This is a genomic window from Candidatus Avelusimicrobium sp. (genome assembly GCF_056976295.1).
Genome location: NZ_DBMCTG010000006.1, coordinates 69878 through 90317 on the forward strand (window position 1 = coordinate 69878; position 20440 = coordinate 90317).

Genomic DNA, 20440 nt, shown 5'->3' on the forward strand with positions numbered 1-20440 from the left:
GGAAAATGTTAAAATATATATACTACATAATAAGGAAAGAAAAATGAATTTTGAATACGTTAAACAATACATCAAAGATGCCGGCCTGCCGAACTTCCGTATTGCGCAGGTAAAGGATGCCATTTTCAAGCGCGGGATTTCGTCTTGGGACGAGGCGACAAGCCTGCCTGCTGATTTGCGTGAAAAACTGAAACAGGACCGTCCCTTGCTTAGTTTTAAGGTATCTAAAATTGTCTGTTCAAACCGGGATAAGGTGGCCAAGGCTCTTTTAACACTTAAAGACGGCTACCAGATTGAAACCGTATTGTTAAAACCACAGGATACTTGGAGTGTGTGCGTATCCAGCCAGGTGGGGTGTCCGTTGCGCTGTTCCTTTTGCTCCACGGGCAAAATGGGTTTCAAGCGCGATTTAACGCAAGAGGAAATTACCGACCAGGTATTGATGTGGTACCAGTATGTGCATAAAGAAAAACTGGGCGAGCGTATTTCCAGCGTAGTTTTTATGGGGATGGGGGAACCTTTGCTCAACTATTTAAATGTAGTAAAGGCGGCGCAGGATCTTTCCAACCCGGACTATTTAAATATCGGTGCGCGTCATATTTCTGTCTCCACTTCTGGAATTGCAGATAAATTGCATAAACTGGCGGTGGACTTGCCGCAGGCCAACTTGGCTATTTCCCTGCATAATGCCGATAATGCCGAACGCAGCAAGATTATGCCCGTAAACCGCAAATTTGATTTGGACGATATCAAAAAAGCGTTGGAAGAATATATTGCTATGACGGGCCGCCAGGTGTTTTTGGAATATTCTGTTATTGAAAACGTCAACAGCCGCCCGGAACATATCCGCAAATTGGCGGACTGGATTTACAGCATTAAAGACAACTATTTACTGCACGTTAATTTGATTGCGTGCAACCTGGGCCGCGGCGAAAAAACAGAAGACCGTGTAGTAAAAGATTTTGCCGCCGGCCTAAAAGCAATGGGCATAGGCGTAACTATCCGCAAAAGTATGGGTAACGATATTTTAGCCGCGTGCGGACAGTTGGCTTCCCAGAAAAAGGAGGGAAAATGAAAAAATTGGGGTTAGTGGCAGCCGGTCTTTTACTCGCCGGATGTGCTACGTTGGAAATGAGTAATTTGGATTGGATTCCAATAGGGCCGGACTTTCCGCCCACCAAGGCCAAAAATGTGGAAATTATCGGCAGTAAGAGTGATATTACCCGCCCGTACGGTAATTTGGGGCTTTTGCGCATTAAAAATTTACAGCCCACCCGCGATAATTTAAAAATGGGTGTGGAAAAGGGCCGCAAGTTTGTAGCCTCCAAGGGGGCCGATGCAATGCTTATCGGCCAGTACAACAGCGCGGAGGACGGTGCGTCCAACCCGCGCGTAACGCTGATTATCTATGCCATTAAATATGTGGATAATTTGAGCGAAGAAGATGAAAAAGCAATTGAAGATTTTAAAGTATTGGGGATATTAAATGAGCGTTCTGATAGCTAAAACCGCAGGAGAATGTGAACAATGGACGGATGTAGCCGTCGTCGTGGATGTATTGCGTACGTCCACCACGCTGTGTGCGTTGTTGGCACGCGGCAAGAAAACTGTTTTGGGGTTTGATAAGGCGGAGGACGTAACCGCTTTTACAAGCCGGCACGCTGATTTTGAGGTATATAGCGAACAAAAATTGTCCGTTTCGCACGAGGACGATTCTCCTTATGCGGCGTCGCGTGCTTCGGGCCGTACGCCTGCTTTGGTGCTGAGCAACGAAGGGATGAAAGCACTTTTCGCCGCCAAAAACGCCAGTACCGTATTGGTCGGCGGTTTTTGCAATTTTTATACGTTGGCTGATGTGCTTGCTAATATGGATAAGGATGTTTTGCTGGTGCCGGCCTCTTTGTATGGTACGGCGGATTCGGTAGAAGACGGTTTCTGCGTGTCTGCCTTGAAAGACTGCGTGCAAGGTATCGGCAACCCCGAGGACGCTATTGTGGAATTTAATAACACAATGCGCTGTGTAGAGTTTTTGAAACAGGGGCCTAAAAATGCCGAAAAAGATGCTAAAATTGCATTTAAAGTGGATGATTTAAAGGTTGTGCCTCAGGTGTCTTTTTCTGACCAAGGCTATGCGGTCTGCTACCCGTACGGCACGCAGGCGCCGGAGGCTTGGTTGGTTACCAAACCCGCTGAACAGCCCGCTGATGTTCCTGCGCAAAAGCCTGTTTCGGCAACACCGGAAACAGTGGCTACTCCGAAACCGGCGGAGAACACCAAGAGCGGCCTTAAAAGTTTTTTTAGTGGAATTTTAAATACAGTAAAAGAAGAAAAGAGAGAATTGGAACAAGAAATTGCCAATAGTTTTGGCGAAAGTAAGGTGGATAACGCGCCTGCTCCGGCGGAGGATTTATTGGACGCCGCTTTAAAAAAGACTCCGGCCCGGGCCGCCGCTTCTTCTGGAAGTTCCGTCCAAACTCCGGCCCAACTGCCTGCTACTAAGGTGGCCGCAGAGGTGCAGCTGGTTGCTCCGCAACAGGCGGTGCCGTCTGCCGAGGTTACTTTTTCGGGCAAGGCGGCCGTGTTTGGCAGTAAGGCAAAAAAGAAAGCCATTGTGCTTTTTTCGGGCGGACTAGATTCCACTACCTGCCTGTATTGGGCCTTGGCACACGGTTACGAGTGCGAAGCGCTTACCGTTTCTTACGGACAGCGCCACGACCGCGAGGTGTTGGCCGCACAAATGATTGCGCGCAATCTGGGGATTAAACACCATATGATTACGCTTAATTTGCCGTGGCTGTCTTGCTGTTCCTTAGTGGATAAAAGTCAGGCCCTGCCGGATGTGGCATTAGAGGATATTCCGAAAGAGGGCATTCCTTCTACCTATGTGCCGGGGCGGAATTTGATGTTCCTTTCTATTGCCGGCTCTTTATTGGATGCAATTCACGCCGATACGATTATTGCAGGCCCCAACGCGATAGATTTTTCGGGTTATCCCGATTGCACCCCTGCATTCTTTAAAGCGGCGGCGGACGCGCTTAACCGCGGTACCAAAATGGGTGTAACGGAAGGCATTGAAGTATTGGCACCTCTGATGCGGATGTCCAAGACCGATATTGTGCGCCTGGCCGCCAAGTTGAAAGTTCCGTTTGAACTCACTTGGAGTTGCTATGCGGGCGGCAAAAAGCCGTGCGGCCATTGTGATTCCTGCAAATTGCGCGCCAAAGGCTTTGCCGAAGCGGGCGTGCACGACACGTCGCTTGATTAACGGAGATAAAAATGAAAAAACTCCTTTTGGCTTTATGGGCGGTGTGTTTGGCGGGAGGTATAACTGCGGCGGAATTAAAGGATATGGATGCCGAACCGCCGGCGGAGTGCAGTTTGCCCGCGGAGTCGGCCCCCATTGTTAAAAAAGATGGAGAACATTCCTCCTCTGCGGAGAAGAAACAGACGGTTGCCGAGCAGAAAAAGGCCTTTAAGGCACGTCAAAAACGCATTAAAAAATTAGTAAAGCAGTACAAAAAAGCCAAAACGGCGGAAGATAAAGCCTCTATTAAAGCCAAATTGGCGGAGGAAGTTTCTGCCGGAGTGGATGCGGGACTTGCTTATGTAAAGGACCGCATAGCCGCCGAACGCGCAAACTTGGATAACTGGGAAAACAAGGTGAAAGCCGACGAAGCCAATTTGGAACAGGTAAAAGCCCGGCGCGTAGAGGACTTATTGTCCGGTGTGGCTGAAAAAAAGCACAAAGCCGCCAAAAAGGCTTGGAAGAAACAACTCAAAGAAGCCAAAGAAAAACTGCATTAACCCAAAAGCCTTTTGCAACATACCCCCGGCCTAATACAGGAAGCAGACTATTCATTAAAAAGCCCCGCAGGTTGCGGGGTTTTTTATATATGTAAATTTCCTTACTCAAATATACCGGAACTTTCCAGGGCATTTAACGCTTTGGTTATATCATTTACTACCACTATCCAACGGCTGTTCGGCCCTGTGCTTGCGGTACCGTAAATGGTGGTAATGTTTATCCCGTGGCTGGAAAGGACGGCCCCAATATCCCGCAACAATCCCACGCGGTTGGGGGTATCAATACAGATGGCATCTGTCTTTACGCTTGTAAAACCGGCCTTGGTCAGCGCGTGGCTGATTTCCTGGTCGTATTTCACCGTCAGGCGGACAACAGCAGCATCATAGCGGACATCTTGCGAAATGGCGATTACATCTACATTTTCGCGTACAAATAATTCGGCAAAATTTTTGAGCGCACCCGGTTCATTTATCAGGAAGACGCTGTACTGCTTGACTACGTTGATAGACATAATAACCCCTTATAAATAAAACCCTACCTAAAATTATATCACACCGCCGCCGATGATACAACAAAAAGGACCGCGTTTTGGCGGTCCTTTTCTCAAATTTTTGGCAATTCGTTTTCAGTCTCTTTGATGATTTTTAGCATTTGCGTATGAATTTTGCCGTTGGTTGCTAAAAGTGTATGTCCGAAATCTTTTATTTTTTTGTATTTTTTGCCGGAATAGTCCGTAACTTTGCCTCCGGCCTCTTGCAAGATAAGCACCCCCGCGCCGACGTCCCACGGGTTTAAATTATCTTCCCAATAGCCGTCCAAACGCCCGGCGGCCAGCCAACATAAGTCCAGAGCGGCGGAGCCTAGCCGGCGCACATCGTGGCAAGAATTTAAAAAACGCCCGAACCGGTTTAGCAACTTTGGCAACCGCGTAAAGCGGTCATACGGAAAACCCGTAACCAATAACGATTGTTCCAATTTAGCCGTTTTGGAAACGTGGATTTTTTTGCCGTTTAGGGTGGCTCCCTTGCCCTTTCGGGCCAAAAAAGTTTCGCCAGTGGCCGGGTTGACTACACCGCCCAAAACAGGTTCGTTTTTATAAAAAAGTGCGATAGATACGCTGCATTGCGGGAAAGTATGCGCAAAATTAGTAGTTCCGTCAATCGGGTCAATCACCCAAGTATAATCTGCTCCGGTGTTTTTGATGCCGTTTTCTTCGGCTAAATAGTCGTGCGCGGGGAAATTCTTTTTTATCAGTGCCAAAACAGCCTTTTGGCTCGCAACATCTGCCTTAGTAACCAAGTTGGCCTTTCCTTTTAATTCATAGCCCACTTTGCCAAAATTTTTGCGCACCGTTTTGGCCGCGGCGGCTAAACACGCTTGCAGTACGGCAAATTCTTTTTTCATTTTTTCAGGTCCAGCACGTCGGCTTCTTTTAATTTGTTTTCCAGTACGAGCATTGCCTTGCAGTCATCCTCGTTGTACATCAATACCTTGTTTAACAAATCTTGGTTGCCGGTTTTCAGCCAGTTGGTAAAATAGACCATACTGTCCATTGCGCCGCAGTCATCTTGCCGCCAGTTAAAACCAAAGGCAGGCGCGGCGGCTTTGAGCGAAAAACTGGGTGCGGGCAAATAGAACTGTTTGTTTACGGACACTTTTAAGTCGTAGCAAATGGAGCAGAGGGCTTTTAATTTGGCAGCATCTTGCGGATTTTTCCCGGCCAGATTTTTCATCTTTTTTACTTCGTATTCCGTCCAATGGTAGAGTGCCGTGTCGGAAAAATCTTTGATATAGTCGTAAAACTGTTCAAAGATTTTAATTTCTTCTTCCGGGGTTTTGGCCACAAAACTTACATATTTGTCTTCTTCTTTATCCCAAATACCGATTAAATAGACAAAGGAGACGTTGTTTTTGGTAAAGGTTTCGGTCGCCTCAAAATCAAAATACAAATTGTATTTTTTGACGGGGGGAGGAAAGTGTCCCGCTTCGCGCAATACAGGTTTGTTATGCAAATAGGCCAAAGAATTGTAATAGGAATTTGTGGCGTGCGGTTCTTCCAAAATACCCTGTAATTTTTCTAATCCGGCGCGTGCCACGTCGTCAGTGGTGAACATCCCATTGATTTTAAGGCATTGGCGCATTTCGGTATTTAAGCCGGGGAGCATTAGTAAATCTTTGCTTTGGGCCACCACTTTATTAGCATAAACGCGCCAAGGCGCACTGGCGGCTTTGGGCGGCTTATGGGCTTCGGGGCGGGATTTCCCGTCGCGGATGCTACGCCAATAGGCCAGTTCCCGGGCCAGACGGTCGCAATGGTCTTCATAGCAAACGTCAATCGTACGGTCGCGCAGGAACACGCGCGTATTAGCCGGTGTGTATTTTTGCGTGCAGCCCAGTATGCGGTTAAGCAGACAGACCTGTAAGGCATAATGTTCCTTTAAATCGTGTGCGCGCTTAAATTGGAAAATATGATAATGATAGTTGCCCCATATACTGGACGCATCATTGGAGCGGACGAGTAAATTTATGCTGCCGTAGGTGTTTTCGGGCAAGTTCCACAGTAAGGCATTGGCAATAGCACTTTCACCTTTGGCCATAGCGGATAAAGTGTTTTTAAAGCGTTCGCTTTCCGTTTCACCCGTAATGAATACCACACCGGGAAACTCCTGCTTAATCCAATTATCGCGAACGGTGCGGTCGGTGCGGATTTTTAAATTTTCGTAGCGGTTAGGTTCCGGAACGGCTTCTTCTTTGGGTGCGTGGAAAAAGCACCAAATGCTGAAAGGGTCTTCCAGCAAGGAAAACATCTTGGAAGCATTAAAATCCTGTTTCCCGGGCACGCGGCCTGCGGAAAGGGTGTTAAAAAGGGTTTGCAACTCGTTCTCTGTCATTATATATGTATTCTATCTTTTTTAGCGGGGGAATAAAACCGATTTTTGACAACTTGCCAGCAGGGGGGCTTATTTGCTACCATAAAAACCTAGAATTATGGCATTGAACGAACAAACAAAAATAAACCTGGGGAGGCTGATTACGGCACAGCGCGTGCTGGTGGCTCCCGAGGGATTAGACAAAGACGGTTTAATTGAAACCTTGGTGCGTATGGCTTGCCGCCAATGCCCGCGCTTGGACCCGGCAGAAGTAACAGCCCAGGTGTTGGAACGCGAAAAAGGCATCAGCACTACCTTGGATACGGGCTTGGCTATTCCGCACGCCCGTGTGGAGGGATTGGACGATTTTGTTGCCGCGCTGGCGGTTTTGCCTGTTCCCGGGACGGAGGAACGCCATAATAAATCTATCCGCGTGATGTTTTTGTTTTTATCGCCCGACAAGCCGGCTTTCTTTCAAAAACACTTGCAGGTTTTGGCGGCATTGGCAGAGACCTTTCAGCCCGGTTTTATCCAAGAATTGCTTACGTTAAACGACCCGCAAGCCGTGGCTGAACGCTTATCTCGCTGACGCGCCTTCGGCCCGAGTCCAATTATGCTAAAATAAACTTATGGCAATATTGCGTGTAACAAAATACGGCGAAGATATCTTGCGCCAAAAATTGAAACCTGTTGATTTTAAAGCGTTGCAGCCGCAACTGCCCCAACTGCTAAAAGATATGGAGGAAACTTGTCTGGCGGTAAAAGGGGTAGGTTTGGCGGCTAACCAAATCGGGTTGGATTACCGTTTGGCGGTAATTTTGATTCCCGAAAGTGATAAAGAAAACGCGCCTTTAAAAAGATATGTGATTATCAATCCCGAAATTCTTTCTATGCGGGGAGAAAAACTGGAAGAGGAGGGGTGTCTTTCTCTGCCCGGTTTGTGGGCCGAAGTAAAACGCGCGACGGACGTAACCCTGAAATATACCGACGAAAATGGAGTGGAGCAGGTGAAGCGTGCGCGCGGGCTGTTGGCTAAGGCTTTCCAACACGAAGTGGATCACCTGGACGGCAAGTTGTTTATTGATTTGGTGGACCCGGTATTAAAGCCGGAACTTAAAAAAGCCATAAAAAAATTGCGCAAAAATTGGAATTGAACGGTTATAAACGGAACTCCCTATCATACGATAGGGAGTTCTGCTGTAAAGTTTTATTTGGCTTTTCCTTGATTGGCAACGGCGGCCATTTTCTTTTTGATTTCTTCCGCATCTCCTAAAAAATAATCCTTTTGCAATTTTAATTCGTCCGTAAATTCAAACACATACGGTACTCCCGTCGGCAAATTTAGCCCGATAATATCGGCATCTGAAATATTTTTAAGATGTTTTACAATTCCGCGCAGGCTGTTTCCGTGTGCCGCTACAATAATTTCGTTAGCCGTTTTTAAATGCGGAAAAATGACTTCGTTCCAATACGGCAAAATGCGGTTTACCGTGTCGCACAAGGCTTCGGTCAGCGGTAAATCTTTGGAATTTACCCCTGCATAGCGTTTGTCGTTTTGCGGTGCGCGCGGGTCGTCCAAGGTTAAAGCGGGCGGGCGCACATCATAACTGCGCCGCCACAGTTTTACCTGTTCGTCGCCATATTTTTTGGCGGTTTCGGCTTTATTTAAACCCTGCAAGGCCCCGTAATGCTTTTCATTAAGCCGCCACGTTTTTTCCACGGGCAGCCAATCTTGGTTGAGCACATCCAGCACGCAGTTTAAGGTTTTGACCGCCCGTTTTAAATAAGAGGTATAAGCCGCATCAAAATAGAAACCTGCCTCTTTTAATAATTTCCCCGCGTTGCGGGCTTCTTCCACTCCTTGCGGAGTTAAATCTACATCCGTCCAACCCGTAAAGCGGTTCTCTAAATTCCACTGGCTTTGCCCGTGGCGCAAAAGTACAAGTCTTTTCATACAAACCTCCGTTTGCCTACATATTAGTTTTTTTTGTGAAAAGCGTAAAGCGGCTTTAAGGGTTACTTTGGTATAATGTTTGCAGGGGAATTTTAGTATTTATGCAACCGATTTGTATTATGAAGTTTGGCGGCAATACATTAGCCAACAAACAAAAACTTTTAATGGCGGCCGATTTGATTAAATCCCGCTATACGGCTGGATTTATCCCGGTGGTGGTGGCTTCCGCCAACGGCAATTTGACGGACGTCCTTTTGGACCACGCGTTTAGCATTACGCCAACTCCGGATAAGCGTGAGTTGGATATGCTGATTACCACCGGAGAGCGTGTGAGCGTGGCGCTTTTGTCTATTGCTTTGCGGGCTAAGGGTGTGCCGTCTGTATCCCTGACTGGTTCGCAAATCGGCCTTATTACTACTTGCAATCATACAGGCGCGGATATTTTAAAGTTGAAAGGCGACCGTTTATTGCGCGAAATTGAGGCCGGTAACGTGCCCATTGTGGCGGGTTTCCAGGGCATTGGTGAAAATAAGGAAATTACCACTTTAAAACGCGGGGGAAGTGATGTGTCCGCCGTATTTTTAGCCGCCCAATTAGGTGCGGGCCACGTGGAAATGATTAAAGATGTGGACGGTGTTTATTCCGCAGACCCGAACAAAGATGTCAAAGCGCAGAAATATGAGATACTGGATTTTGATGAAATGTATAAGTTGGCTTTAAACGGCGCGAGTGTGCTGCACCCGGATGCGGTATGTCTGGCCAAGGAAAAGGGTGTGGAAATACGCATTGTCCACTATCAAACGGGCCAAACGGGTACAGTTATTAAATAGGAGCAACAAATGCACTTAACTTTTAAATTTAATACTTTTGGGATTGTGTCTTTTTTGGTGCTGTGCGGGCTGTTTTACTGGCTGTGCCCAGTGCCGGATAATGCTTTTTGGCGCTACCTTATATATGGGGTGTTTGCGCTGGGGGCATTTTTTGCCAGTTTTGTGATTGTGCGTTCCAAATAACGGGCATATCAGACTCTTAAAAATATGGTATTATAAAAACTATGGAAACTACCGTCATTTTACAACTTATCGGTTTTACCGTTTGTTTTATTTTGTTGTTCGTTTTTACGGCCAAGTACCGCGCGGCTTTGGCGCACGAAACGGACTTTGAGCCGGCTGTGGAAGATTTAACCGTGGTAACCGTGGCCCAACCGCCTTCCTTTAAGCCGCGTGCTTCGCTTTTGCAATCGTTGCAGGGCTCTTCTTCGTTGGACCTGGCTGATGTAAAGGAAAAAGTGAAAAATTTGCATTACCGTTTGGAAGAACTCAAAATGGCGCAAGATAAATCCGCCGGCGATTTGGCTAAACAAATGGCCCGTATGGAACAGCGTATGAGCACTTTTGAACAAGAATATGTAAACAAACTCCAACCCACTTTGTTAAGCCTGATTGAAGATTTGGAAAATATGAAAGTGGCGGAAGAAAAAACGCAAAAATAGTTTCAAATTTGCTTTGTTCTGGTTCAAAACCGCCGCAAGTTCTGCGGCGGTTTTAAAATTTTAAGCCCAAAATTTTTTCCCGGACATTTTTAAAAATGCAAATTTAAGCCCGATTTTGCGATATTGCTCTTTTATCCCAAAACCCGGTCTATGACGGTAAACCGTTGAAAACCGCCCCCAAGAGAAGCGATTTCTGACAAAACGGATTAGATTTTGTCAATACTCTTGCTCAAAAATACCGTTTAAAATTTGTTTTGCCTTTCTAAATTTCCTAAAATATATCTATATACGTATGCCAAGGAAAGAGGATTTTACGTTAGGAGAACAAATGAAAAATAAAAACCTTGAACCTATCGCCGTTGTTGGTATTGGGGCGATTATGCCCGGAGCGTTGAATAAAGACGAATTCTGGACAAATATTAAAGAAGGCAAATACTGCATTACCGAAATTCCCGCGTCGTACTGGGACTATCATCTCTTTTATAGTCCTGACCATAAAGCAGAAGATAAACTGTACTCCAAAATCGGCGGTTTTATTCCGCAAAGTTTCAAATTTAATTCCTTAAAATACCGTATTCCTCCGCAAATTGCCAAGCAAATGGACACGGTGCAACACCTGGCCATTGAAACTACCCGTATGGCTTTGGAAGATGCCGGATACGATAAAAAAGCCTATGACCATAACCGCACGGCGGTAATTATTGGTAACTCTATGGGCGGTATGAAGAACGAAATGTCCAACACCCGCTTGAACCGTCCGTTCTTGTACGAAATTCTCAAAAATACCTCCTCTTTCAAGTCGCTGGCTCCCGCCGACGCCCAGAAGATGCTGGACGAAATGGATGCGGGTGTGCGCGAAAAATTTTCCCCGATTAACGAAGATTCTATGCCGGGTGAACTGGCCAACGTTATTCCGGGCCGCGTAGCCAACGTGTTTGATTTACACGGTACCAACTTTGCGGTGGATGCTGCTTGCGCCACCTCTTTGGCGGCTATTGACCAAGCCGTAAATGGCCTGCGTATGGGGAACTTTGATATGGCCATAGCCGGCGGTGTGGACCAAATGATGTCGCCCTCTGCCTACATTAAGTTCTGCAAAATCGGTGCTTTGTCCGAGGACGGCTCCTATCCCTTTGATGCCCGCGCCAACGGCTTTGTAATGGCCGAAGGTGCCGGTATGGTTATTTTGAAGCGCTTGTCCGACGCCGTAAAAGATGGCGACCGCGTATATGCCGTTATCCGCGCCGTAGGGGCCTCTTCCGACGGTAAAGGCAAGGGTATTACCGCTCCGAACCCCAAGGGCCAAAAATTGGCTGTGGAAAAAGCGTTTGAACAGTTGGACTATACTCCCGGTGAAGTTGGCCTGCTTGAAGCGCACGGTACGGGTACCCGCGTGGGTGATGCTACCGAACTTGGCGCGTTGACCGAACTGTTTGCCCCGTATGCCAAACCGGGCACCATTGGGCTTGGAAGTGTAAAGAGCCAAATCGGCCACGCCAAAGCGGCGGCCGGTATCGCTTCCTTAATCAAAACGGCGCTTGCCTTATATAATAAGGTGTTGCCGCCGTCTGTCAATTTCAAAACCCCCAACCCGATTGTGGATTGGGCCACCTGCCCCTTCCGCGTGATTACGCATACGGAAGATTGGAGCACTAATAAAGTGCGCCGCGCCAACGTTTCCGCGTTTGGTTTCGGCGGTACGAACTTTCACGTGGCTATGGAAGAAATGAACGACGGCCTTTTGAAACAGACCGAAGAAGCCACTCAGCACACCGTTTCAACCCCCGCACAGGAGAAATCTACCATGAGCAGCAGTTACACCCTTCACGTTCCCGGTGAAAAAATCCAAAGCGACGTTTTGACTTTCTCCGCCGCTACCAAACAGGAACTTTTCAATGTGTTAGATAAAGCCGTTGTGGCTATCCAATACGACCCGACCTATTTGCCGAGCATTTCCTATAAAAACCATATGGCTAAACCCGGCAAATTTGCGGTAACGATTAATGTTGAAAATCCGGATAAATTAAAAGAAAAAATTGAATTTTTCAAGAAGACCGCTTCTACCCAAGACGTATGGGAAAAAGAATCTCTGTACCTGCGTATGAAAGGTATTTATCCTTTTACCCCGACTGAAATCAAACCGAAAGTCTGCTTTATGTTCCCCGGACAAGGTTCCCAGTATGTGGATATGATGAAGGACCTGGCTGCCAAGTATAAAATTGTGCAGGATACCTTTGACGAAGCCGACCGCCTGCTGATGGGCATTATCGGCCAAAATCTGACGGATACTTTGTGGAGCAAACCCGGCGAAACCAAAGAGCAAATTGCCTTGCGTGAAGCCGCTATCAAAAAGACCGAAATGACCCAGCCTGCTGTACTTACGGCCGATATCGCGATGATGCGTCTTTTGTCCTCGTTCGGCATCAATCCGGATGTGGTAATGGGCCACAGTTTGGGTGAATATGCCGCTGCCGTAGCCGCCGGTATTTTTGATTTTGAAAACGGTTTGAAAGCCGTTTGCACGCGCGGTAAAGTAATGTCCGAAATTAAGGTAGAAGACAACGGCAAAATGGCTTCTGTCGCGGCTCCTGTGGAACGCGTAGAACCCGAACTTGTACGCATTAACGGTTATGTGGCGGTGGCTAACAAGAACTGCCCGACCCAGACGGTTATTGCGGGCGGAAGCAAAGCCGTGGATGATGCAATTAAAATGTTTACCGATATGGGTATTCAAGCGGTGCAAATCCCGGTTTCCCACGCCTTCCACTCTGCTATCGTGCGCCCGGCTATGCCGCAATACCGCGCATTCTTGGATACGCTTACGTTCCACGCCCCCAAGATGCCTATTACTACCAATGTTACGGCGGAATTCTACCCGAGCGACCCGGAAAAAATCAAAGACCTTATGGTTACGCAGATTTCGCACTCTGTGGAATGGATTAAACAACTCCAAACCACCTACGATTCCGGCGTGCGCTTGTTCGTAGAGTGCGGCCCGAAACGCGTGTTGTCCGCTTTGGCCTCTAACACCTTGTCTGACAAAAAAGATATTAAAGTGTTGGCCTCCAACCACCCCAAAAAGGGCGGTATTGTGGAATTTAACGACTTGTTCGCTAACTTAATTTCCTCCGGTATTCATTTGGATTGGACTGGTACTGATATGTATGGTGATAACCACACCTTTAACCCTGCTTTTGTAAACTGGGTAACCGGCAATGCTACCCCGGTTGAAAAAACCGAAGGTTCTGCCGAAACTCCCAAAACCTGCGCGTGCAAAGTGTCCGCGCCCGCCGCGAACAACGGTAAAAAATCCGTGGTAATTAGCGGTATTGCTGCCGGCGGTCCCGGCAGTTGGGATAAAATCTTCCGCGAAGGCGTGCTGGACGAAATTCTTTCCGGCCGCAATATGATTGAGCCCGTCTCTGCGGAAATTCAGCAGAAACAAATTGATAAGCACGTTGAATTTGTTATCAAATCCAAAGACGGTAACCACCGTTTTGAACGCTTAACCTCCCCGATGCAGGCCATTAAATTGGCGGCCAAGGGCGGCGCGTTTGACCTGGAAAAAGAATTCGGTCTGCCCGCCAAATGGGTCCGCTCTATGGACCGCAGTTTCCAACTGGCTATTGCCGCAGGTATCTTAGCCTTGAAGGACGCGGGTATCCCGTTGGTCTTATATTATAAACCCACTTCTACGGGCGGTTATTTGCCGGACCGTTGGGGTCTGCCGGCCGAAATGATTGACGAAACCGGCGTAATTTTCACCTCCGCTTTCCCGGTGGCCAACAGTATGATGGGCGACCTTTCCAAACGCGTGTCCGGTTTGCTTAACAACAAAACCGCCAAAGAAGTCCGCGCGTTCTGCGACAAATTTATTGCCCAAATTTCCGACCCGGCCCTCAAAGCCGAAATTGAGGCTTGGTACCGCGATAATTTCAAAGACAAAGAAATTGAACCCGAAGCTTTTACCTCGGAATTTATTTTAAAGACCATTATTATTGCCCATTGCCATTTCTGCCAATGGATTCGCGCCCGCGGCCCGGCGACGGCTATGAGCGCGGCTTGCGCCTCTACTGCCCAGGCAATTGCCGTGGCGCAGGATTGGATTAAACTCGGCCGCTGCAAACGTGTAATTGTCATCAGTGCCGACGATATTACCAATGATAATGTGTCCGAGTGGATTTTGACGGCCTTCTTGGCCTCCGGCGCCGCTACGACGGAAGCCGACGTTACCAAAGCGGCCTTGCCTTTTGACCGCCGCCGCAACGGTATGATTGTGGGTATGGGTGCGGTATCCCTGATTGTGGAAGACGAAGCCGAAACCGCCAAACGCGGTATGAAACCGTTGGCTAAACTCTTGTCCACCGAAATTGCCAACAGCGGTTTCCACGTAACTCGCTTGGACGTAGGCCACGTTGCCCAAGTGATGGACCGCTTGGTAACCCACGCAGAAAAGGAATACGGTTTGAACCGTTCCGATATTGCCAAGCAGTTGGTGTTCATCTCTCACGAAACCTATACGCCCGCCCGCGGCGGTTCCGCCAGTGCCGAAGCGTATGCACTTAAATCCACCTTTGGTAAAGACGTCAGCAGTGTAATCGTCAGCAATACCAAAGGTTTCACCGGGCACTCTATGGGTGCCGGGTTGGAAGATGCTATCGCCGTGCGCTGCCTGAACACGGGCCTCGTGCCGCCGATTGCAAACTTTAAAGAAGCCGACCCCGAATTGGAAGGCATTACGCTTAGCAAAGGCGGACATTACAACTTTAAATATGCTTTGCGCTTAGCCGCCGGGTTCGGTTCTCAACTTGGTATGACTTTGCTTGAAAAAGTATGGCAAGAGGGGGAACCCCGTATCGCTGATGAAGCCAAACACGCATCTTGGTTGAAAGCCATTTCCGGCCAGGAAGCCCCGGTGTTGGAAGTTGTGCAGAACACCTTGCGTATTAAGGATAACTATCGCCACGGTGTAAAACCCGCCTTGGTAATGGAAGGTTCTCAGGCTTTTGTGGATAAAGTGAACACGATTCACTCGCACGAGACCAAGGCCGCGGCTCCTGTTGCGCAACCTGCTCCGGCAGTGCAAGCCCCTGCGGCCGCGCCCGCTCCGGCGGTAGCGTTGGACGAAGCCAGCGTAACCAAAGAAGTAGTTAAAATGGTAGGCGAAAAGACTGGTTATCCGGAAGATATGCTTGATATTGACCTAGATATGGAAGCCGACCTCGGTATTGATACGGTCAAACAAGCAGAACTTTTTGCTTCTCTGCGTGAGCATTATGGCATTGCCCAGCAAGACGGTATCCAGTTGAAAGACTATCCGACTATCCGCCATTGCATTAAATTTGTGCTCGCTAATGCGGGCAAACCTGCGGCCGTACAAGCAGCCGCGCCCGCTCCTGCGGTAGCCCAAGCGTCTGTAACACCTGCGCCTGTTGCCAAACCTGCGGCCGCGTTGGACGAAGCCAGCGTAACGAAAGAAGTCGTGAAAATGGTAGGCGAAAAGACGGGTTATCCGGAAGATATGCTTGATATTGACTTGGATATGGAAGCCGACCTCGGCATTGATACGGTCAAACAGGCTGAACTTTTTGCTTCCTTACGCGAACATTATGGTATTGCCCAGCAAGACGGTATCCAGTTGAAAGACTATCCGACAATCCGCCATTGCATTAAATTTGTGCTCGCTAATGCGGGCAAACCCGCTGCCGTACAATCGGCCGCGCCCGCACCTGTTGCGGCTCCGGCTCCCGTACAGGCTGCTCCTGTTGCACAAGCCGCAGTGGCTCCTGCCGCTAAACCTGCGGCCGCGCTTGATGAAGCGACGGTAACGAAAGAAGTAGTAGGTATGGTGGCTGAAAAGACGGGTTATCCGGAAGATATGCTTGATATTGACCTGGATATGGAAGCCGACCTCGGCATTGATACGGTCAAACAGGCTGAACTCTTTGCTTCCTTGCGCGAACATTATGGTATTGCCCAGCAAGACGGTATCCAGTTGAAAGACTATCCGACTATCCGCCATTGCATTAACTTTGTACTTTCTAATGCAGGTAAAGCCGCGGCCCCTGTGGCCACTCCGGCGGTGGCCCAAGCGACGGTAACGCCCGCTCCGGCTCCCGTACAGGCTGCTCCTGTGGCACAAGCCGTGGTGGCTCCTGCCGCTAAACCTGCGGCCGCGCTTGATGAAGCGACGGTAACGAAAGAAGTAGTCAAAATGGTAGCCGAAAAGACTGGTTATCCGGAAGATATGCTTGATTTGGACCTGGATATGGAAGCCGACCTTGGCATTGATACGGTCAAACAGGCTGAACTTTTTGCCGCAATGCGCGAACATTACGGCATTGCCCAGCAAGACGGTATCCAGTTGAAAGACTATCCGACTATCCGCCATTGCATTAACTTTGTACTTTCTAATGCAGGTAAAGCCGCGTCTGTGGCTGCTCCTGCCCCGGCGGTAGTACCTGTTGTTCAGCCCGCACCTGTTGCGGCTCCGGCTCCTGTACAGTCTGCTCCTGTGGCGCAAGCCGCAGCGGCTCCTGCCGCTAAACCTGCGATAGCGTTAGACGAAGCCAGCGTAACGAAAGAAATCGTGAAGATGGTAGCCGAAAAGACTGGTTATCCGGAAGATATGCTTGATTTGGACCTGGATATGGAAGCCGACCTCGGCATTGATACGGTCAAACAGGCTGAACTTTTTGCCGCAATGCGCGAACATTACGGCATTGCCCAGCAGGAAGGTATCCAGTTGAAGGATTACCCGACGATCCGCCATTGCATTAATTTTGCCTTGTCCAATGCGGGTGGCAAAACTGCCGAACAAGCCGCTCCTGCCGTTGCCGAGCAGCCTGTTGAACTTCCGCTTACGACGAAAGAAAAGCCCGTGGTAGCGGAACCGGCCAAAGAGGAAATTAAACCTGCCGAGGAAGCCCCTGCGGCTCCTGCGCCGAAACTTATTAAAAAACCGGCGCATATCGTAGCCGAACACATTGGTAAACCGCAGGAAGATGCGCTGATTACCAATCCGACGGCTCCGATTGAAAAGCATTTCTCCTTGGCGGAACGCCCCGAAAGAGAGGGGTATCAGGGTGAACATTGCCACGAAAAGAAATTGCGCTATGTTACTACGGTAGCCGATGCGCCGCTTACGGAACGCGAAAACAGACGTCTTTCCAAAGACCGCACGGTGTTGCTGTTTGCCGACAATTCCCAACTGATTAAGGCATATACGGAAGAATTTAAAGAATTGGGCGTAAAATATCACGTATTTACCACGCTCAAAACCCGTAGCAAAAACACGACTATTGTAAATTGGGAATCGTACGAAGAAACCGAAGCGGCTTTGAAAGCATACGAAGCCGAGGACTCGAATATCCAAGGTATCGTGTACTTGTTGGGCGCGACAATTAAGAAGTTTGATAAAAAAGCCAGCCCGCACGCAGAACTGACCAAATACGTTATGCCGTTGTTTATTGCGCTGCGCGTATTTGAAAAAGGCCTTGCAAACCGCCAAGATGCCGATACGTTCTTTGCGGTAAACACCAAGATTGACGGTAACTTCGGTTATACGACGAAAGAGGAGTTCAACCCGATTGTGGGTGCGCTTACGGGCGGTACTACTTGCTACCGCAAGGACGTGTACGAACGCACGGGCGCCATTAGCAAATTAATGGATTTTGAACCCACCGCCACTCCGGACGAAATGGCCCAAAAGACGATGGACGAAGTGCTCCACGGCGATATGCGCCTGATGATTGGTACGAGAGATAACGTGCGCTCCACGATTCTTTCTTTGCCGACCCGGTTGGATAAGAGAGTCAAGAATTTTGACCTTGCCGGCAAAACCATTATCTTCACGGGTTCCGGCCGCGGTATCGGTGCGATGCTTTCCCAAAAGATTGCCGCCCAGTACCACAGCAAAATTATTGTATTGGATATCATTGAAATCCAAGAAAAAACGCCGTTGTGGGCTTCTATGAACGAAGCCGAATTGGCCGCGCTCAAAAAACAAATCTGGGAAGACCTCAAAGCCGATCCGACCAAAAAGGCTACCCCGGTAATGTTGGAACGCGCTTTCGGCCGCGTGAAAGATTCCATTACGCTCTATAACAACTTGCAGAAATTGCGCAACTTGGGCAGTGAAGTGGAATACTACCACTGCGACGTAATGAACTCCTCTATGATGAAGGAAGTTTGCACCAAGATTAAAGCCAAAAACGGCCGTGTGGACGGGCTTATCCACTTTGCTGGATTGGAACGCTCTAAACTTATTTACGATAAAGACCCGGCTGAATATTACCGCATCTTTGACGTAAAAGCCACGAGTTTTGCCACTTTCTTGGCTAACAATATTGTACGCGACGACGGTTTCTTCGCCTTTGCCTCCTCTATTGCCGGTAAATACGGTAACTTGGGGCAGAGCGACTATGCCAGCGCCAACGATTATTTGGCTAAATCCGCCTTGTCCTTGTCCAACCAAGGCTACCGCGCTATCAGTATTGCTATGAGTGCTTATAAAAACGTAGGTATGGGTGTTCGTGCCGGTGTGGAAACCTTCTTGCGCTCCAACGGTGTGGACTTTGTGGACCCCGAAGACGGTATGCAGATCTTCTTGGACGAAATTGTCTATGGACGCGTGCCGGAAATTGTCCTCACGGGTTCGTTGGGCCGTTTGGACTGGGACCATCAGTTAAAGTTTGATTGGGACGAAATCGGAGCCGAAGAAAACGGCTCCGATGACTCCGCCAACGGCGGCAATACGCCCGCCGCTCCGGCGGCTGCCCCCAAAACGGAGGCTCCTGCGGCGGTAGATTCTGCCAAGGCTACGCACTTTTTAGGCGAAGTAAAATCGCTCCAAAAGGGTGCTGAAATTCACTTGGAAAAAGAATTTAATTTAAATTCCGACCCCTATTTGGCTGACCACGCTATTGAAGGCACTCCGTATGTGCCGGGCGTAATGGGAATTGAAACCTTTATGGAAACGGCTACCGCTCTTACGGGGGAGGTTCCGCAAGGCTTGAAAGATGTACATTTTTATCTGCCGATTAAACTGTTAAGAAACCGCCCGCAGGCTGTGCGCGTAATCGGTAAAGCCGCCGGAAACGAAGCCTCTATGGAAATTGAATCTGACTTCATTAACAGTAAAGGTGTGAAAATGGGTAATACCCGCCGCCACTTTACCGCGCATACATTGGGGTCTTTCGTTTCCACTTGGGATTCCGTAAAAGCCGAAGCAATGACGGGCCTTAATGCTCCGATGAGCGTAAGCAAAGAGGAAATTTATAAAAAATATTTCCACGGTCCTTCCTTCCAAGTGTTGGGCGGAATTGTCCGCGTGGATAAACACGCTTCTTTGGCCGTTTATCACACCACGCCTCGCCCGCAATGGAACGACGGTCCGCGTACCTTACTGGCTAACCCGATGTTGATTGAAGCGGCTTTCCAATGCTGCGGCTTTCAGGATATGAGCATTGAGCACAAAATGACGTTGCCCGACGGTATCGCCGAGGTGGCTGTGCTTAACAAGCAAGTTCCGCCCGCCCAGTTGTATTTGTACGGTGTGAACCGCGGTAATACTGCCGACGGAAAAACCCTTCACGATGCTTATGTGTTTGATGCGCAGGGCAATGTCTGGGTGGAAATCCACGGCTATCAGGCTATCGGCCAATAAGGTGCGATGTCCTGCCAACTAAAAGTTGTTGATTTAAATTGTCTGCCCCCGGCCGAAGAAATCCTGGGCGCGAAGGAAAGCGCGTTTTTTAAAACACTCCGCTTTCCCAAACGCCGAACGGAGTGGCTTGGGGGCAGACTTGCGTTAAAGGACTTGGTGCAGCAAGCCACAGGTACTGCCAAAAAAGAGATAGAAATTTTGCCACAAACAAGCGGTAAGCCGCTTTTGTTTGTGGGGGGAAAACCCTGTTTGTTACCGTTTAGTATTACGCATAGCCACGGATTTGCCGTAGCCGGTTTATCAAGCGAAGGAACCTTTTTGGGCATAGATTTGGAAAAAATTGCCCACCGGATAGATGCTTGGGCCAAAGATTTTTTTCATCCTACGGAATTAACGGGAACGGATGATACCTTTTTAACGGCCTTGTGGACGCAAAAGGAAGCACTTGTAAAGGTATTGGGGACGGGCCTTTCCCTAAACAGTTATGACGTCCGGTATGTAAACGGCGGGGCGGAATTTTATGGACCAGCGCTGGCTGCCTATGAAAAATTAGGTTGTCCGGCTTTGGAAATAAAAACGTGGGAGTTGGTTCCCGGTTTTATGTTTACGCAGGCCGTAGGGAAAATCAACCCGGTTATTTTGTAAAATATAA

The 20440-nt window shown here is 48.5% G+C and carries 15 protein-coding genes; 11 read left to right on the top strand and 4 right to left on the bottom strand.

All coding sequences use genetic code 11. The features are described from left to right. Window positions 1-43 precede the first annotated feature (43 nt). Genes rlmN through ACZOTW_RS03920 form a run of 4 tightly spaced genes read left to right on the top strand, consistent with a single transcriptional unit; the run spans window position 44 to window position 3804 of the window. Window positions 44-1075, top strand: a complete 1032-nt coding sequence (gene rlmN, locus ACZOTW_RS03905) for a dual-specificity RNA methyltransferase RlmN (protein ID WP_177748730.1) — start codon at window positions 44-46, stop codon at window positions 1073-1075. After that, on the top strand, window positions 1072-1506 hold the full coding sequence (locus ACZOTW_RS03910) for a hypothetical protein (RefSeq protein ID WP_483997542.1): 435 nt from the start codon (window positions 1072-1074) through the stop codon (window positions 1504-1506). The genes rlmN and ACZOTW_RS03910 overlap by 4 nt, the downstream gene beginning before the upstream one ends. Further along, window positions 1487-3265: a 7-cyano-7-deazaguanine synthase QueC gene (gene queC, locus ACZOTW_RS03915; RefSeq protein WP_483997543.1), complete on the top strand. Its 1779-nt coding sequence runs from the start codon at window positions 1487-1489 to the stop codon at window positions 3263-3265. Before ACZOTW_RS03910 ends, queC begins: the two co-directional genes overlap by 20 nt. Before the next feature lie 11 nt (window positions 3266-3276). After that, the gene (locus ACZOTW_RS03920; protein ID WP_483997544.1) at window positions 3277-3804 is read left to right on the top strand and encodes a hypothetical protein; all 528 of its coding nucleotides are present in this window, start codon (window positions 3277-3279) and stop codon (window positions 3802-3804) included. A gap of 101 nt (window positions 3805-3905) precedes the next feature. Here ACZOTW_RS03920 and ACZOTW_RS03925 read toward each other — a convergent pair whose 3' ends face one another. The 3 genes from ACZOTW_RS03925 to ACZOTW_RS03935 form a co-directional block, all read right to left on the bottom strand. Next, on the bottom strand, window positions 3906-4316 hold the full coding sequence (locus ACZOTW_RS03925; RefSeq protein ID WP_177748738.1) for an ACT domain-containing protein: 411 nt from the start codon (window positions 4314-4316) through the stop codon (window positions 3906-3908). A 92-nt stretch (window positions 4317-4408) separates the two neighbouring features. Further along, entirely contained in the window at window positions 4409-5209 is an 801-nt protein-coding gene (locus ACZOTW_RS03930; RefSeq protein WP_428042706.1) for an inositol monophosphatase family protein, read from the bottom strand. After that, window positions 5206-6696 carry a TM0106 family RecB-like putative nuclease gene (locus ACZOTW_RS03935; RefSeq protein WP_483997545.1) on the bottom strand — a complete coding sequence of 497 codons (1491 nt, stop codon included), beginning with the start codon at window positions 6694-6696 and terminating at the stop codon, window positions 5206-5208. The genes ACZOTW_RS03930 and ACZOTW_RS03935 overlap by 4 nt, the downstream gene beginning before the upstream one ends. Before the next feature lie 97 nt (window positions 6697-6793). Here ACZOTW_RS03935 and ACZOTW_RS03940 point away from each other — a divergent pair, with 97 nt between their 5' ends. Both ACZOTW_RS03940 and def read left to right on the top strand, forming a co-directional pair. After that, complete coding sequence (locus ACZOTW_RS03940; RefSeq protein WP_483997546.1) at window positions 6794-7264, top strand: PTS sugar transporter subunit IIA; 471 nt, start codon at window positions 6794-6796, stop codon at window positions 7262-7264. A 40-nt stretch (window positions 7265-7304) separates the two neighbouring features. Next, complete coding sequence (gene def / locus ACZOTW_RS03945; RefSeq protein ID WP_177748746.1) at window positions 7305-7829, top strand: peptide deformylase; 525 nt, start codon at window positions 7305-7307, stop codon at window positions 7827-7829. A 53-nt stretch (window positions 7830-7882) separates the two neighbouring features. On the opposite strand, the gene gpmA is transcribed toward def, so the two are convergent. Next, on the bottom strand, window positions 7883-8629 hold the full coding sequence (gpmA, locus tag ACZOTW_RS03950; RefSeq protein WP_177748748.1) for a 2,3-diphosphoglycerate-dependent phosphoglycerate mutase: 747 nt from the start codon (window positions 8627-8629) through the stop codon (window positions 7883-7885). A 101-nt stretch (window positions 8630-8730) separates the two neighbouring features. On the opposite strand from gpmA, the gene ACZOTW_RS03955 reads away from it, so the two are divergent. The 5 genes from ACZOTW_RS03955 to ACZOTW_RS03975 all read left to right on the top strand — a co-directional run bounded on the left by ACZOTW_RS03955 (window position 8731) and on the right by ACZOTW_RS03975 (window position 20433). Continuing rightward, window positions 8731-9459: an amino acid kinase family protein gene (locus ACZOTW_RS03955; protein ID WP_177748750.1), complete on the top strand. Its 729-nt coding sequence runs from the start codon at window positions 8731-8733 to the stop codon at window positions 9457-9459. A gap of 9 nt (window positions 9460-9468) precedes the next feature. Continuing rightward, entirely contained in the window at window positions 9469-9642 is a 174-nt protein-coding gene (locus tag ACZOTW_RS03960) for a hypothetical protein (RefSeq protein WP_177748752.1), read from the top strand. Window positions 9643-9683: 41 nt separating this feature from the next. Then, a complete protein-coding gene (locus ACZOTW_RS03965) occupies window positions 9684-10121 on the top strand; it encodes a hypothetical protein (protein ID WP_177748754.1) in 438 nt (145 codons plus the stop codon). Between the two features lie 328 nt (window positions 10122-10449). Beyond that, window positions 10450-19788 (top strand): SDR family NAD(P)-dependent oxidoreductase, encoded by a 9339-nt coding sequence (locus tag ACZOTW_RS03970; RefSeq protein WP_483997547.1) that lies wholly within the window; start codon window positions 10450-10452, stop codon window positions 19786-19788. A 6-nt stretch (window positions 19789-19794) separates the two neighbouring features. Beyond that, the gene (locus tag ACZOTW_RS03975) at window positions 19795-20433 is read left to right on the top strand and encodes a 4'-phosphopantetheinyl transferase family protein (RefSeq protein WP_483997548.1); all 639 of its coding nucleotides are present in this window, start codon (window positions 19795-19797) and stop codon (window positions 20431-20433) included. Window positions 20434-20440 lie beyond the last annotated feature (7 nt).